The sequence below is a fragment of the Dactylosporangium sp. McL0621 genome, assembly GCF_049995355.1.
Classification (GTDB): domain Bacteria; phylum Actinomycetota; class Actinomycetes; order Mycobacteriales; family Micromonosporaceae; genus Dactylosporangium.
This window is the reverse complement of the sequence record NZ_CP188259.1, coordinates 12601997-12615132: the sequence shown is the minus strand read 5'-3', so window position 1 is coordinate 12615132 and position 13136 is coordinate 12601997. Positions and strand designations below refer to the sequence as shown.

Below are 13136 nucleotides of genomic sequence, written 5' to 3'. Positions count from 1 at the left end.
TGTCCCCTTGACGGCCATTAATTTGGCCGAGAGTGCGGGTCATCGATTCACTGCGGAGCTTTAGCGCGTACGCTTCGGACATGACCGACCGTGACGACCTGCTGAAACTCGTACGGGACCTCGCCGTGGTGTCCGGACGGGTCACGCTGTCGTCCGGACAAGTTGCCGACTGGTACGTGGACCTCCGTCGTTTGACGCTGCACCATGCTGGTGCACCGTTGGTCGGCCGGGTTCTCCTCGATCTCGTCGACGACTGGGAGTTCGATGCCGTGGGAGGGCTGACCCTCGGCGCGGACCCGGTGGCCACCGCGATGCTGCATGCGGCGGCCGCCCGTGGGGGACGATCGCTTGACGCGTTCGTTGTCCGCAAGAGTGACAAGGCTCATGGTCTGCAACGCCGGGTCGAAGGGCCCGACGTCGCCGGCCGGCGCGTCCTCGCGGTCGAGGACACCTCCACTACAGGTGGAAGTGTGCTCACTGCGGTCGACGCGTTGCGAGAGGCGGGCGCCGATGTGGTCGGTGTGGCCGTTATCGTCGATAGAGGCGCGGAAAAGGCGGTTCGCGCCGCGGGGCTGAGCTATCGCTCAGCATTTTCGTTGGCCGACCTCGGCCGACAGGGCTGAAAAATTGTCGATTCGGACCTGCGCATATGCAGGCGGGTCGATGGTGTTGGTGGAAGGATGGAATACGTGGGAACTGCGCTGGCTGAGATGACCCTGCCCCAGATCTCGCCGCTTGCCGGCGAGCCGATTGACCGTGCTGACGCCGAGCGTTTGGCCGGTGTCCTGAAGGCGCTTGCCGACCCGGCCCGACTCCGGCTTCTGAGCCTGATCCAGTCGGCGCCCGACGGCGAGGCGTGTGTGTGTGACCTGACGGCCCCGCTTGGGCTCTCGCAGCCCACGGTGAGCCACCACCTGCGAATCCTGACCGAGGCTGGTCTGCTGGAGCGCGAAAAGCGGGGTGTGTGGGCGTTCTACCGCCTCGTGCCCGCCGCTATCGGCACCATCGCCGACCTTCTGACGCCGCCGCGCAAGCGCGCGACCAAGAAGGCGCCTCGCTAGCAGTGTCGGGTAGCGCCTTGGGGCACTACCCGACCGGGGACCTCCGCGACCAACTCGCCCATCTCGGGCAGGCGGTCGTGCGGGCCGGACTCGTCGTGGGCTCGGGTGGCAATCTGTCCGCTCGGGCACCAGACACGGACGAATGCTGGGCAACCGCGGCCGGGACCTGGCTCGATGGCCTCGACCGCGGATCATTCGTTCGGATCCGAATCATCGACGGCGCGACCCTTGACAGGGTCGCGCCGTCGTCGGAGCTCGGGCTCCATCTGGCGATCTATCGCGCTCGCCCCGACGTCAACGCGGTCGTGCACCTGCACCCGCAGAGCGTCCTGCTGCTCGACGCGATCGGCGCGCCGATCCGGCTGGTCACCACCGACCACGCCTTCTATCTGCGCCGCGTCGCCACCACGCCGTTCGTGCCGCCGGGCCGCCCCGAAGTGGGCCGGCTGGCCGCCGAGGCGTGCGCCGACGGCACCAACTGCGTCGTTCTCTCCCGCCACGGCTGCTGCGTCGTCGCCGATTCGGTGGAGCTGGCGCACAAGCGCGCCCTGTACCTCGAGGAGGCGGCGCGGCTGACGTACCGCGCCCTGGCCCTCGGCACCCCGCTCCCGCCGCTGCCGGCCGACTGGCTCGACGACCCCGCCGCCACCGTCTGAGGCCGGTCCCTTACCCTCGTCCTCCTGTTGAACCGCAGGTCAAGGGGGCATGAACGGTGGATGTCCGGAGAAGGCGGGTGCCCCTCGCGGCCGGTGCCGCGCTGGCCCTCGTCGCCGTCACCTTCGTCGCCGTGCGCGCGGTGACCGGCGGCCACGGCTCCTGCACCGGCGGCGTGCGGCTCCTCGTCGCCGCCGCCCCGGAGATCGCGCCCGCGGTGCGCGCGGCGGCCGATCGGTTCGCCGCCACCGGGCCGGAGGTCCGCGGCGACTGCGTGCGGGTCGAGGTCACGGCGGCCGAGCCGGCCGACGTCGCCGGTCGGCTCGCGGCCCGCACCGGCGGCAACCTCGGCACCGCAGCCTCGGCCGCCCCCTCGCCGGCCGACGCCGACGTGCCCACGGTGTGGATCCCCGACTCGACGGTGTGGCTGACCCGGGTGCGCGGCGCCGACCAGCAGGCGTTCGAGGCGCGGACGGACTCGGTCGCGACCAGCCCGGTCGTGTTCGCCGCGGCCCCGCCGACCGCGGCCGCGCTGGGCCTGCGCTCGGTGGGCGCGGCCCAGGTCGGGGCGCTGCTCGCCCGGGCGCGCATCGGCGCCGTCGACCCGCGGCGCAGCGCCGCCGGGCTGGCCGGGGCCGGGCTGCTGTACGACGGCATCGCCACCGACCCCGACCGCCTGGTGGATCTCGTCCGGGCGTACCGGTCGATCGCCGTCGCGCCCGACCCGGCGACGCTGCTGCGCAACGCGGCCGCGGGCGGCCAGGCGGTGCTGACCAGCGAGCAGCAGGCCGGGGCGCTGACGGCGCTCCCGCTCGAACCGGCGGCCGCCCTGGACTACCCCTTCGCCGTGGTCAGCGGCCGTCCGGCGGCGAACCTGGCCGCCGCCGAGCTGCTGCGGGCCGCGCTGGCCGCGAACGGCGACGCGTTCACGAGCCGGGGCTTCCGCGCGCCCGCGACAGGCAAGGCCGACGACGGGCAGAAGATCGCCGACGTGCTCGGGTACTGGAACGCCACGACCGCGCCGTCGCGGGTGCTGACGCTAGTCGACGTGAGCGCGTCGATGACCCGGCCGATCGCCAAGGGCGGGCCGTCGCGGCTCGACGTGCTGCGCAAGACGGCCACCGACGGGCTGGGGCTGTTCACGGACGACAGCGAGCTCGGGCTGTGGGCGTACTCCGCCGGCCACCAGCAGGTCGTCCCGGTGTCCGCGCTCAACGAGGGCCAGCGCGCCCGGCTCAGCGGCGCGGTCGCGGCGGCCCGGGCCGCGCCGAGCGACGTGTGCGGCCTCTACGAGACGGTGCTGGCGGCGTACACGTCGCTCCGGGACGGCTACCGCGAGGGCCGCTCGAACACCGTCGTGGTCTTCACCGACGGCTCGAACTCCAAGCCCGGGATGAGCCTGGAGACGCTGCGGCTGGAGCTGGAGCGGGCCACCGACCCGACCCGCCCGGTCCGCGTGGTGCTGCTCGGCATCGGCCCCGACGTGCACAAGGACGAGCTCGAGGCGATCGCGGCGACGACGGGCGGGCGGGCCTTCGTGGTGCAGGACCCGGAGCAGATCGGCAACATCTTCCTCCGGGCCCTGATCCGTACGTCTTAGGCCCTATCCTGCCGATCATGCCGGCCTGCGCCGGGCCCAGGCCCTCGCCCAGGCCGGCCCGGCGCGCTGCGCCAAGCCGGCCCGCCCAAGGCGCTGCGCGCACCCCGCGAAGGCCGGGTTACAACACCGGTAGCCAGGCCTCCGCGGGGCACACGCAGGCGAAATCTGGACCTCGTCTCGGCTCGACATGATCGGCAGGACAGGACCTAGTCGTGCACCCGGTGGGTGCCGGGGCGCTCGGCCGGGGGAACGGTCGGGAAGACCTCGGTCGGGGCGTTGGCCGGGTCGGCCGCCCGGTGCGCGACGCCGCGCTTGCGCTCCCGCCAGCCGCGGAAGATCTCGATGAAGATCGGCAGCGCCGAGATCAGCACGATCAGGGCGACGGCCGGCACGAGGTACTTGTCGATCTCCCCGCCGGTCAGGTCGAAGATCTGCTTGGCCAGGGCCCAGCCGATCAGGATGATGCCGTCGGTCCACAGGAAGCCGCCGACCACGTTCCACACGAAGAACTGCCGCGCCGGCATGCCGATGACGCCGGCGACCGGGTTGAGGAACGTGCGCACGATCGGGATGAAGCGGGCGAGCACGACGGCCTTGGCCGGGCCGAACTTCGCGAAGTAGTGCTCGGCCTTCTCGACGTACTCCTTCTTGAAGATCCGCGAGTTGGGCCGGTCGAACATCCGGCGGCCGTAGCGGGCGCCGAGGTAGTGGCCCAGCTGGGCGCCGGCGATCGCGCAGATGGGGGCGCCGATCAGCAGCTGGGTCAGGCTCAGGTGTGTGCCGACCAACTCGCTGGCGACGGGGGACGCGGCGACGCCGGCCAGGAACAGCAGCGAGTCGCCGGGGAAGAAGAAGCCGACCAGCAGCCCGGTCTCGACGAACATGATGAGCCAGACGCCGATCACGCCGAACGTGCTCAGCAGCCCCTTCGCGTCGAGAGGGTTGAGGGAGAGCAGGTCGCCCAGGGCACGCGTCTTTTCTTCCACGGGTCACCAGGGTACGTGAGGGCGTTCGCAAAGCTAAGCTCGGAGTATGGCGGTGGTCACGACCGCACACTGGCACCGGCTCGACGACGGGCGGGTTCAGTGCGACGTTTGTCCCCGCAACTGTCGTTTGCACGAAAGCCAGCGGGGTTTCTGCTTCGTGCGGCAGCGCGAGGACGACCAGATCGTGCTCACGACCTACGGCCGATCGTCAGGGTTCTGCGTCGACCCCATCGAGAAGAAGCCGCTGAACCACTTCCTGCCCGGGACGCCGGTGCTGTCGTTCGGCACCGCGGGGTGCAACCTCGGCTGCCGGTTCTGCCAGAACTGGGACATCTCCAAGAGCCGCGAGATCGACACCCTCGGCGCGGCGGCCGGCCCGGAGCAGCTCGCCGCCGAGGCCGAGCGCCTGGGCTGCCGCTCGATCGCGTTCACCTACAACGACCCGGTGATCTTCATGGAGTACGCCATGGACGTCGCCGACGCCTGCCGGGAGCGCGGGATCAAGGCGGTCGCGGTCTCGGCCGGGTACATGAACCCGGCCCCGCGCGAGGAGTTCTACCGGCACATCGACGCGGCCAACATCGACCTCAAGGCGTTCAGCGAGCGCTTCTACGAGAAGGTCACGTTCGCTCGGCTCGGCTCGGTGCTGGACACGCTCGAGTACCTGCGCACGACCGACGTGTGGTTCGAGGTCACCACGCTGCTGATCCCGGGGCAGAACGACGGCGACGACGAGCTGCACAAGCAGTGCGACTGGCTGCTGGAGCACCTGGGGCCGGACGTGCCGCTGCACTTCTCCGCCTTCCACCCCGACTTCAAGATGCGCGACGTGCCCCCGACCCCGCCCGAGACCCTGCGCCGGGCGCGGCGGATCGCGCTCGATACGGGCCTGCGGTTCGTGTACACCGGCAACGTCCACGACCCCGGCGGCCAGACGACACGCTGCCCCGGCTGCGGCGCCGCGGCCGTGGTGCGCGACTGGTACGACCTGGTCAGCTACGCGCTCACCGACGACGGGCGGTGCACCGCGTGCGGGCATGCCATGCCGGGCGTGTTCGAGGGCCCCGCCGGCGGCTGGGGCCGGCGCCGGCTGCCGGTGAGGATCGGGTGAGACCGCCCGCCGTGGCCGGGAGCTTCTACCCGGACGACCCGCGGGAGCTGCGCTCCACGATCGAAAAGCTTTTGGCGGCGGTACCGGCGGCAAGCGACGAATCGCGCGCGTACATCGTCCCGCACGCCGGTTACCGGTGGTCGGGTCCGACGGCCGCGCACGCGTACCGCCGCCTGGAGGGGCGCACGGCCGAGCGCGTCGTCCTCGTCGGCCCCGCGCACCGGGTCGCGCTGCGGGGGGCCGCGGTGCCGACGGTCACGGAGTGGTCGACGCCGATGGGTGCTGTGACGCTCGACACACTGGGCGCCGGGGAGCTCGTGGCGGCCGGGCTGGCGGTGGCCGACGACGCGCCGCACGCGCCCGAGCACTCACTCGAGGTACAACTCCCGTTCCTGCAGTTTCTGGGGTTCTCGCGGGTGCTGCCGGTGTGCGTCGGGGTCGCGCCGGTGGACGCGGTGGCGGCGCTGCTGGCCGCCGTCGCGGGGCCCGGCTCGATCGTGCTGTGCAGCACCGACCTTTCGCACTATCTGACGCAGGAGCAGGCCCGGGCGGCCGATTCGCGCACCGTCGCGGCGATCGAGCGCCTCGAACCCGGAGGCGTCGGCGACCGGGACGCTTGCGGACGGTATGCGCTGCGCGGCCTCCTGGCGTGGGCCCGCGATCGCGGATCCGCGGTCCGGGTGCTGCACCGGGCCACCTCGGGCGATGAGGGCGGGCCCCGCGACCGGGTCGTCGGCTACCTGGCCGCCTCGCTGGACTGATCACGCTCGGTAGCCGTCATCGGCACACCGACGTCATAACGGACTATTCCGTTGCGTCCGTTTCGGCCAAAAGACCCTGACCGATCGGCCGACCTCTGATGAGGCGCTCCAGCTCCGTCTTTCGAATGGAGGCGCCGGTGGACGGCGCCGGAACTGGAGAACGGGGCATGTCTGCCACGACGACGGCCGGCCCGGCGGCCGGCACCGGCTGGGTGCCGATGACGAGCGAGCAGCGGGAGCAGTTCGACACGGACGGTTACCTCGTGTTGAAGGGCGTGCTGAGCCCCGACGAGGTCCGCCACTACGCGTCGGTGCTCGACGTCGCGCACGCCACGCACCCGCGCGCGGCGGACGGCTCGCTGCACCTGCTCAGCGCCGTGACGAGCTGCCCGGAGCTGGTCGACCTCATCGACCACCCGGCGACGCTGCCGCTCGTGTGGTCGATGCTCGGCTGGAACGTGCACATCTACCACTCGCACCTGGACGTGCACCCGACCGTCCCGGCGGCCAAGCCGGACTGGTGGCACTGGCATCAGGACGGCGGCCGGCAGAACCGGGAGCTGGAGACCGACCCGCGGCCGCGACTGTCGGTGAAGCTCGCGTTCTGGCTCTCGGACGTCTCCGAGGAGGGCCGGGGCAACCTGACGCTCCTGCCCGGCAGCCACAAGACCAACTGGCTGCCCGGCCCGCCCAAGCGCGATGTGCCGTGGCCGGCCCCGCAGGGCGCCAAGCAGGTCAAGGTCGACGCCGGCGACGTGGTCTTCTTCGACCGCCGGATCTGGCACGCGCGCTCGGACAACTACTCCGAGATCACCCGGCGCTGCGTGTTCCTCGGCTACACGTACCGCTGGATCGCCATCCGCGACGAGGTCGCCGGCCTGCCGAACAAGCCCTGGTGGAGCCGGCTGAACCAGGTCCAGCAGCAGCTGCTCGGCGGCATCGGGGTCGGCGACGGCGACCACCACTGGGGCCACTACCCCGAGTCGACGCCGCTCTACGTGGCGCTGCGGGAGCGGGGCCTGCTCGACCCGAGCTACCCGCCGCTCATTCCCTGACGCAATGTTCGCCCGGCTTCGATCCGTCTTAGGGTCGGAGCCGGGTTTCGCGTAAGGGGTCGGATGACGTTCGAGGAGTTCGTCGAGGCGCGGTTGCAGGCGCTGCTGCGCTATGCCGTCATGCTCACCGGCGACCCGCACACGGCGCAGGACCTCGTCCAGGACACGATGATCCGCGCGCAGCTGAAGTGGCGCCGGATCGCGGCGGCCGACCTGCCCGAGCGCTACGTCAAGCGCATGATCACCAACGCGTACGTCGACCTGCACCGCGGCTCGTGGCTGCGTCGGGTCGCGCTGCGCGGCGTCGAGATCGACAGCGGCCAGCTGGAGCCCGACCACGCCGACACGCACGCCGAGCGCGACCAGGTGTGGCTGCTGCTCGGCGGCCTGCCCCGCCAGCAGCGCGCGGCCCTCGTGCTGCGCTACTACGAGGGGCTCACCGACGGCGAGATCGCCGACGTCATGGGCAGCCCCGTCGGCACCGTCCGCTCGTGGATCTCCCGGGCCCTCGCCTCGCTGCGCGCCAGCACCGCGCCCACCCTCGCCGGCGACGGGGGCTCAACGCCGTGATGGACGACCTGCTGCGCGAGACCTTCGCCCGCCACGAGGAGCTGATCCCGGTGGCGTCGCCCGAGCTGGGCGATTCGATCGTGACCGGGGCCCGCCGGCTGCGCGCGCTGCGGCGCTGGGTCGTCTCCGGCCTGACCTTCCTGTGCTCCATCCTCGCGCTGCTGCTGGTGCCGTTCGTGGCCGCGCCCCGCCCGGCGCCGCCCGAGGCGGTCCCGCCTACGCAGCCGATCAACCTGCTGATCATCGGCATCGACCGGGGCAGCGGCGCGCCGGCCCGGGTGAACGCCAACGCGATCGTGCTGGTGCACGTCAACCCGGGCGCGCGCACCGCCTACGAGGTGGTGCTCCCCCGCGACCTGCGGCTCGAGCTGCCCGGGCTCGGCCTGCAGCGCGCCGACGGGGCCTACCTGGTCGGCGGGTACCAGCTCGCGTCCGAAGCGGTCGCCGCGATGACCGGGCTGACCCTCGACGGCGGCGCGGTCGTCGACCTCGCCGGGCTCGAGTCGGTCACCCGGGCCGCGGGCGGGGTCGATCTCTGCGCGCCCGGCTGCCGGCACTTCGACGCGCACGAGGCGGTCGACTACCTGCGCCGGTCCGTGGCGGCCGGCGACGATCGGGTGCTGCATCAGTACCTGACCGAGCTCGCGAAGGCCGCGGCCGACCCGGTCAGGCTGCCCGGCCTGGTCTCCGCGGCCGCCGACGGGCTCGAGCTGCACCTCGGGCCGACGTCGCTGTCCACGCTGGCGACCCGGATGGCCGGGGTCGACCCGGCGGCGGTGACGGCGATCCGGCTGCCCGCCACCGCCGGCGAGCGCGGTCCGGAGCCGGTGCCGGGCGGGGACGGGCTCTTCGAGGCCATGCAGAACGGGCGGGTCGGGGCCTGGCTGAAGGCTCACCCGCAGTACGCCCTGGCCTAGGGGCTGTATCGAAGTGGATGGCCGGGCTGCGGCGGACTCAGGCGCCGCCGGGAACCACGCCGGTCACACCCCGATACAACCCCCGGTATCGGGGCGCGCCCGGCGCGGCCCCAGCCGACGCCTGAGCCTCGCCTCGCTCCGACCCCCACTTCGACACAGCCCCTAGCGCGCCCGGTCAGTACTCGTCGTCGAGGTCGACCTCGCGGTCCTGCTCGATCGCGTCGTACTCGTTCGCCTCCCACGGCCGCGCATGGGGCGCGTACGGCCGGTCCAGCGGGTTGGCCGGCTGGGCCTGCTCGGCCGCGTCCTCGGGCGAGGCCTCCGGGTCGCGCACGTCCGGGTCGAGAAGCTCGTCGAGGGTCAGTAGTTCCTCGTCTGGCTGGGTCATCGCCGGGGCTCCCTGTCGCTCGCTGCGGTAGCTCGCTTCCGTACCTTGGCCGTTCTCCACCGTACGACTGTTCCGGGGGCCGCGCCCCCCGGCCCGGGCAAATCCGGCCCAGGTCACCCGGCTACGAGCGATGCTCAGGACTGCGAGATACTCCGTGGCAGGACAGCGCGGTCCGCGTTGGGGCTCGCGCCTGTCGGCTCCAGCAACCCCGCACGATCCATTGAGTCAAGGAGCGCCGTCATGCCCATCGCCTCGTCCGATGTCTACGCCGAGATGCTCGACCGCGCCAAGGCCGGTGCGTTCGCCTACCCGGCGATCAACGTCTCGTCGTCGCAGACGCTCAACGCGGCGATCCGCGGCTTCGCCGAGGCCGAGAGTGACGGCATCATCCAGGTCTCGACCGGCGGCGCGGAGTACCTCTCCGGCCCGACCGTGAAGGACATGATCACGGGCTCGGTGGCGCTTGCCGCGTTCGCGCACGAGGTCGCGAAGAAGTACTCGGTCAACATCGCGCTGCACACCGACCACTGCCCGAAGGACAAGCTGGACAAGTTCGTCCGCCCGCTGCTGGACATCTCGGCCGAGCGCGTCGCCAAGGGCGAGGAGCCGCTGTTCCAGTCGCACATGTGGGACGGCTCCGCGGTGCCGCTGGGTGAGAACCTCGACATCGCCGAGGAGCTGCTGGCCAAGACGGCCGCCGCCAAGGTCGTCCTCGAGATCGAGGTCGGCGTCGTGGGCGGCGAGGAGGACGGCGTCGTCGGCGCGATCGACGAGAAGCTGTACACCACCGTCGAGGACGGCCTGGCCATGGTCGAGAAGCTCGGCCTGGGCGAGAAGGGCCGCTACATGGCCGCCCTGACCTTCGGCAACGTGCACGGCGTGTACAAGCCGGGCAACGTCAAGCTCCGCCCGGAGATCCTGAAGACCATCCAGGACGCCGTCGGCGCGAAGTACGGCCAGGACAAGCCGCTCGCGCTGGTCTTCCACGGCGGCTCCGGCTCGCTGCTCTCGGAGATCCGCGAGGCGCTCGACTACGGCGTGGTCAAGATGAACATCGACACCGACACGCAGTACGCGTTCACCCGCCCGGTCGCCGCGCACATGTTCAGCAACTACGACGGCGTGCTGAAGGTCGACGGCGAGGTCGGCAACAAGAAGGCGTACGACCCGCGCGCCTGGGGCAAGGTCGGCGAGGCCGGCCTGGCCGCCCGCGTGGTGGAGGCCTGCGAGCACCTGCGTTCGACGGGCACCACGCTGTCGAAGTAGTTCCGAGCGGCGCATACGACGACGGCCCGGCTGGACTCCAGCCGGGCCGTTCGTGTTGCGTCACCGGTTACTCGTTGAGGAAGTTGAAGTAGCCGCCGGCGGTGACCGGGCCCCGGATCGGGTTGGCCGAGTCGGGTGATGTCCGCGATGGTGACCGGGCAGGTCCCGGCGTACGCGTTGGCGCCCAGGCCGTCGGTGTCGTTCGTGACGTCGGGCGTCGTGACGGTGACCTGCGTGCCCGCGGTGTTGATGCCCGGCGACCGTCGCGATCTTGTTGCAGAACATGACCGCCTAGGTCGCCGAGGCGCCGTTGTAGTCCGCCGCGGTCTTGTCGATCAGCAGCGCGCTGTTGTCGTTGATGACCGGCTTGTCGCTCGCCGCCGCGATGGCCGGCGGCGCGATGAAGGTCAGGCCGCCGGTCTTGCTGAGCGTGTTGCCGCCCGCGAAGAGGATGTCGATGCTGTCGCCGCCCGACGTCGTGGTGGCGGGGCAGCCGCCGGTCGGCGTCTTGACCGCGAGCGTGGTTGCGCTCGTGACGATGTACGTGGGGATGTTCTGGCAGTTCGTGTCGGTGCCGAGGTTCACGCCGGTGACCAGCGCCTCGGACAGCGTCTGGCCGGTCACGGTGAGCACGAGCACCTGCTTGGCGGTGTCCGCGGCCAGCTTGCCGGTCGACGGCGTGGTGATCGCGATGGTGCCCGTCAACGCGGCGTGCGCCACGTACGGCAGGCCGCCGACGATCACGGCGGTGGCGGCGGCGGTGCTCAGCCCGAGGGAGACGGCGCGCTTTCGCCAGAATTGTTGCTGCGTCATGGGGTCTGGGTCCTCTCTGCGACCAGTTGCTGACCCAACGTAACAGCATCATTACTTTAAGTAATGGCGAAACGCACTCACTTAGGCGGTCAGAATTTCGGCCGCCTCCGCCACGTCGTCGGTGATGTGCAGGAGCGGGCGCAGGTCCCCCACCGGCGAGGCGGCCAGCAGCGGCTCGAGCAGGCCGCGGATGGGCAGCCGCTCGGTCCAGTGCGCCACGTCGAGGAAGACGAACGGGCCGCTGACGCCGTCGGTGGCGTAGAAGGTCTTGGTCGCGGCCTGGAACACCTCCTGCACGGTGCCGGCCATGCCCGGCGCGAAGACGATGCCGCCGCGGGAGAGCCGCAGGATGGTGTCCTCGCGGATCGCGTTGGAGAAGTACTTCGCGATCTTCGCGGCGAACAGGTTGGCCGGCTCGTGGCCGTAGAGCCAGGTCGGGATGGCCAGCCCGCCGCGCCGGGCCCAGGTGACGGGGTCGACGGCGGCCTGGTCGGCCGGCTCGGACGAGTCGGGCGTCGGCGGGACCGGGCGGCCGTAGCGCTCGCGGACGGCCAGGGAGGCCGCGGTGTACGGCTGGTGGTCGTGGAAGTCGGGCGCGCCCGCGAGCTGGTCGATCGCCTCGCCCACGACCTCGACCGGGTGCTCGGCCAGGAACGCGCCGAGGTTGGCCGCCTCCATGACGCCGGGGCCGCCGCCGGTCACCACCAGGCGGTCGGCGCGCGCCAGCCGCCAGGCCAGCTCGGCGGCGCTGCGGTACTCCACCGCGCCCCGCCGCGCCGCGTGGCCGCCCATGATGCCGATCGCGGCGGCCGGCCCTCGCGCGGCGATCCAGCCGGCGGTGACGTTGGCCAGCGCGTTGTCGACGCCGGAGTCGTGCATGCGCTGGGCGACGGCCTCGCGGATCTCCGGCGTCGCCCCGCCGGTGGCGCGGAAGTGCCGGTACACGACCGTGTCGAACATGCCCTCGAAGCCGGCGGAGGTGAACCCCGCGGCGAGGTCGTCGGGCACGTAGAGCTGGGAGGGGTGGGTCGCGTACGGCACGCTGTCGAACTCGGGCACCACGACGGCCCGGCGCCGCAGCAGGTCCACGACGTGGTCGAGGCCGTCGAAGTGGCAGCCGATGAACAGCGCGTCGGCGACGTCCACGGCGGAGAGGTCGACGGCGCTCAGGTCGAGGCCCTGGACGATCTTGCCGGCGATGGTGCCCTGGCGCAGGTGGAACTGCAGCTCCTCGGGCGACTCGATCTCATCCGGGGAGTGATCGTGCAGCGCGACGACGTCGGGCGGTGGCGGGGTTGGCACGGTCATATCCTGCCAAACCCCTGCAAAGCCGCCGCCGGCCGACCCGGGTCTCCACCGGCGTGGCCTGTGACGTTGAGAGCGACGGCCCGATCCGGAGGACCGAGCCGTCGCGAACCGGGTCCTGGGGAGGCTCCGGACTTTCAGTTGTAGTACGTCCCCGCGGGCGGCACACCCTCCGTGCGCTTCACGCGGGCTCAACCGTTCAGTCAGGCCTTCTCTGGTGTAATTGCGGCATGCCGAACCTCCTGCCCGAGCCCGCGCCCACCCTGCTTCCCGCCGAGCCGCACGCCGCCGAACAACTGGCGAAGGCCGACACCGAGGAGGCCGCCAAGGCGGTCGCCGCGCAGAACCCGGCCTACAGCGCCGCGTGGGCGCGCCTCGCCGAGCTGGCTCTCGCGGCCGGCGAGCCGGTGACCGCTTACGCGTACGCGCGCACCGGCTACCACCGCGGCCTCGACCAGCTGCGCCGCAACGGGTGGCGCGGGGCCGGCCCGGTGCCGTGGGCGCACGAGCCGAACCAGGGCTTCCTGCGGGCGCTGAACGCGCTCGGGCGGGCGGCCGCGGCGATCGGGGAGGACGAGGAGGCCGAGCGCTGCGCGACCTTCCTGCGCGACAGCGACCCGGCCGCCGTGACTGCCCTTTCCTAGAGCCC

At 71.8% G+C, this 13136-nt stretch carries 15 protein-coding genes; 11 read left to right on the top strand and 4 right to left on the bottom strand.

Features of this window, described 5'->3' with window-relative positions:
• Positions 1-80: 80 nt before the first annotated feature.
• From pyrE to ACPPVO_RS59925, 4 genes are all read left to right on the top strand, one after another.
• Positions 81-623, top strand: a complete 543-nt coding sequence (gene pyrE, locus ACPPVO_RS59940) for an orotate phosphoribosyltransferase (protein ID WP_360368286.1) — start codon at positions 81-83, stop codon at positions 621-623.
• 57 nt (positions 624-680) lie between these two features.
• A complete protein-coding gene (locus ACPPVO_RS59935) occupies positions 681-1061 on the top strand; it encodes an ArsR/SmtB family transcription factor (RefSeq protein ID WP_203848243.1) in 381 nt (126 codons plus the stop codon).
• A gap of 17 nt (positions 1062-1078) precedes the next feature.
• The gene (locus ACPPVO_RS59930; protein ID WP_426508888.1) at positions 1079-1717 is read left to right on the top strand and encodes a class II aldolase/adducin family protein; all 639 of its coding nucleotides are present in this window, start codon (positions 1079-1081) and stop codon (positions 1715-1717) included.
• A gap of 77 nt (positions 1718-1794) precedes the next feature.
• Positions 1795-3315 carry a VWA domain-containing protein gene (locus ACPPVO_RS59925; protein ID WP_426508886.1) on the top strand — a complete coding sequence of 507 codons (1521 nt, stop codon included), beginning with the start codon at positions 1795-1797 and terminating at the stop codon, positions 3313-3315.
• A gap of 206 nt (positions 3316-3521) precedes the next feature.
• Here the strand turns inward: ACPPVO_RS59925 and ACPPVO_RS59920 are convergent, their stop codons facing one another.
• Entirely contained in the window at positions 3522-4301 is a 780-nt protein-coding gene (locus tag ACPPVO_RS59920) for a DedA family protein (RefSeq protein ID WP_426508885.1), read from the bottom strand.
• Positions 4302-4347: 46 nt separating this feature from the next.
• Between ACPPVO_RS59920 and amrS the strand changes: the two genes are divergently transcribed.
• The 5 genes from amrS to ACPPVO_RS59895 all read left to right on the top strand — a co-directional run bounded on the left by amrS (position 4348) and on the right by ACPPVO_RS59895 (position 8715).
• Entirely contained in the window at positions 4348-5412 is a 1065-nt protein-coding gene (gene amrS / locus ACPPVO_RS59915) for an AmmeMemoRadiSam system radical SAM enzyme (RefSeq protein ID WP_426508883.1), read from the top strand.
• Positions 5409-6173, top strand: a complete 765-nt coding sequence (gene amrB / locus ACPPVO_RS59910; RefSeq protein WP_426508882.1) for an AmmeMemoRadiSam system protein B — start codon at positions 5409-5411, stop codon at positions 6171-6173. Before amrS ends, amrB begins: the two co-directional genes overlap by 4 nt.
• Positions 6174-6340: 167 nt before the next feature.
• Positions 6341-7228: a phytanoyl-CoA dioxygenase family protein gene (locus tag ACPPVO_RS59905; protein WP_426508880.1), complete on the top strand. Its 888-nt coding sequence runs from the start codon at positions 6341-6343 to the stop codon at positions 7226-7228.
• Positions 7229-7291: 63 nt separating this feature from the next.
• The gene (locus tag ACPPVO_RS59900) at positions 7292-7798 is read left to right on the top strand and encodes a SigE family RNA polymerase sigma factor (RefSeq protein ID WP_426508878.1); all 507 of its coding nucleotides are present in this window, start codon (positions 7292-7294) and stop codon (positions 7796-7798) included.
• Entirely contained in the window at positions 7798-8715 is a 918-nt protein-coding gene (locus tag ACPPVO_RS59895; protein WP_426514920.1) for an LCP family protein, read from the top strand. The genes ACPPVO_RS59900 and ACPPVO_RS59895 overlap by 1 nt, the downstream gene beginning before the upstream one ends.
• A 175-nt stretch (positions 8716-8890) precedes the next feature.
• Here ACPPVO_RS59895 and ACPPVO_RS59890 read toward each other — a convergent pair whose 3' ends face one another.
• Positions 8891-9103 carry a hypothetical protein gene (locus tag ACPPVO_RS59890; protein WP_360368310.1) on the bottom strand — a complete coding sequence of 71 codons (213 nt, stop codon included), beginning with the start codon at positions 9101-9103 and terminating at the stop codon, positions 8891-8893.
• A gap of 240 nt (positions 9104-9343) precedes the next feature.
• On the opposite strand from ACPPVO_RS59890, the gene fbaA reads away from it, so the two are divergent.
• Positions 9344-10369 (top strand): class II fructose-bisphosphate aldolase, encoded by a 1026-nt coding sequence (fbaA, locus tag ACPPVO_RS59885; protein ID WP_426508876.1) that lies wholly within the window; start codon positions 9344-9346, stop codon positions 10367-10369.
• 291 nt (positions 10370-10660) lie between these two features.
• Here the strand turns inward: fbaA and ACPPVO_RS59880 are convergent, their stop codons facing one another.
• A complete protein-coding gene (locus ACPPVO_RS59880) occupies positions 10661-11182 on the bottom strand; it encodes a hypothetical protein (RefSeq protein ID WP_426508874.1) in 522 nt (173 codons plus the stop codon).
• An 81-nt stretch (positions 11183-11263) separates the two neighbouring features.
• Positions 11264-12490 (bottom strand): LOG family protein, encoded by a 1227-nt coding sequence (locus tag ACPPVO_RS59875; RefSeq protein ID WP_426508872.1) that lies wholly within the window; start codon positions 12488-12490, stop codon positions 11264-11266.
• 227 nt (positions 12491-12717) lie between these two features.
• Between ACPPVO_RS59875 and ACPPVO_RS59870 the strand changes: the two genes are divergently transcribed.
• Positions 12718-13131, top strand: a complete 414-nt coding sequence (locus ACPPVO_RS59870) for a DUF3151 domain-containing protein (RefSeq protein WP_360368319.1) — start codon at positions 12718-12720, stop codon at positions 13129-13131.
• Positions 13132-13136: the final 5 nt, after the last annotated feature.

Coding starts and splice junctions, on each gene's coding strand:
- pyrE (WP_360368286.1), top strand. CDS start 81: ATGACCGACCGTGACGACCTGCTGAAACTCGTACGGGACCTCGCCGTG.
- ACPPVO_RS59935 (WP_203848243.1), top strand. CDS start 681: ATGGAATACGTGGGAACTGCGCTGGCTGAGATGACCCTGCCCCAGATC.
- amrS (WP_426508883.1), top strand. CDS start 4,348: ATGGCGGTGGTCACGACCGCACACTGGCACCGGCTCGACGACGGGCGG.
- ACPPVO_RS59905 (WP_426508880.1), top strand. CDS start 6,341: ATGTCTGCCACGACGACGGCCGGCCCGGCGGCCGGCACCGGCTGGGTG.
- ACPPVO_RS59900 (WP_426508878.1), top strand. CDS start 7,292: ATGACGTTCGAGGAGTTCGTCGAGGCGCGGTTGCAGGCGCTGCTGCGC.
- ACPPVO_RS59895 (WP_426514920.1), top strand. CDS start 7,798: ATGGACGACCTGCTGCGCGAGACCTTCGCCCGCCACGAGGAGCTGATC.
- ACPPVO_RS59890 (WP_360368310.1), bottom strand. CDS start 9,103: ATGACCCAGCCAGACGAGGAACTACTGACCCTCGACGAGCTTCTCGAC.
- fbaA (WP_426508876.1), top strand. CDS start 9,344: ATGCCCATCGCCTCGTCCGATGTCTACGCCGAGATGCTCGACCGCGCC.
- ACPPVO_RS59880 (WP_426508874.1), bottom strand. CDS start 11,182: ATGACGCAGCAACAATTCTGGCGAAAGCGCGCCGTCTCCCTCGGGCTG.
- ACPPVO_RS59875 (WP_426508872.1), bottom strand. CDS start 12,490: ATGACCGTGCCAACCCCGCCACCGCCCGACGTCGTCGCGCTGCACGAT.
- ACPPVO_RS59870 (WP_360368319.1), top strand. CDS start 12,718: ATGCCGAACCTCCTGCCCGAGCCCGCGCCCACCCTGCTTCCCGCCGAG.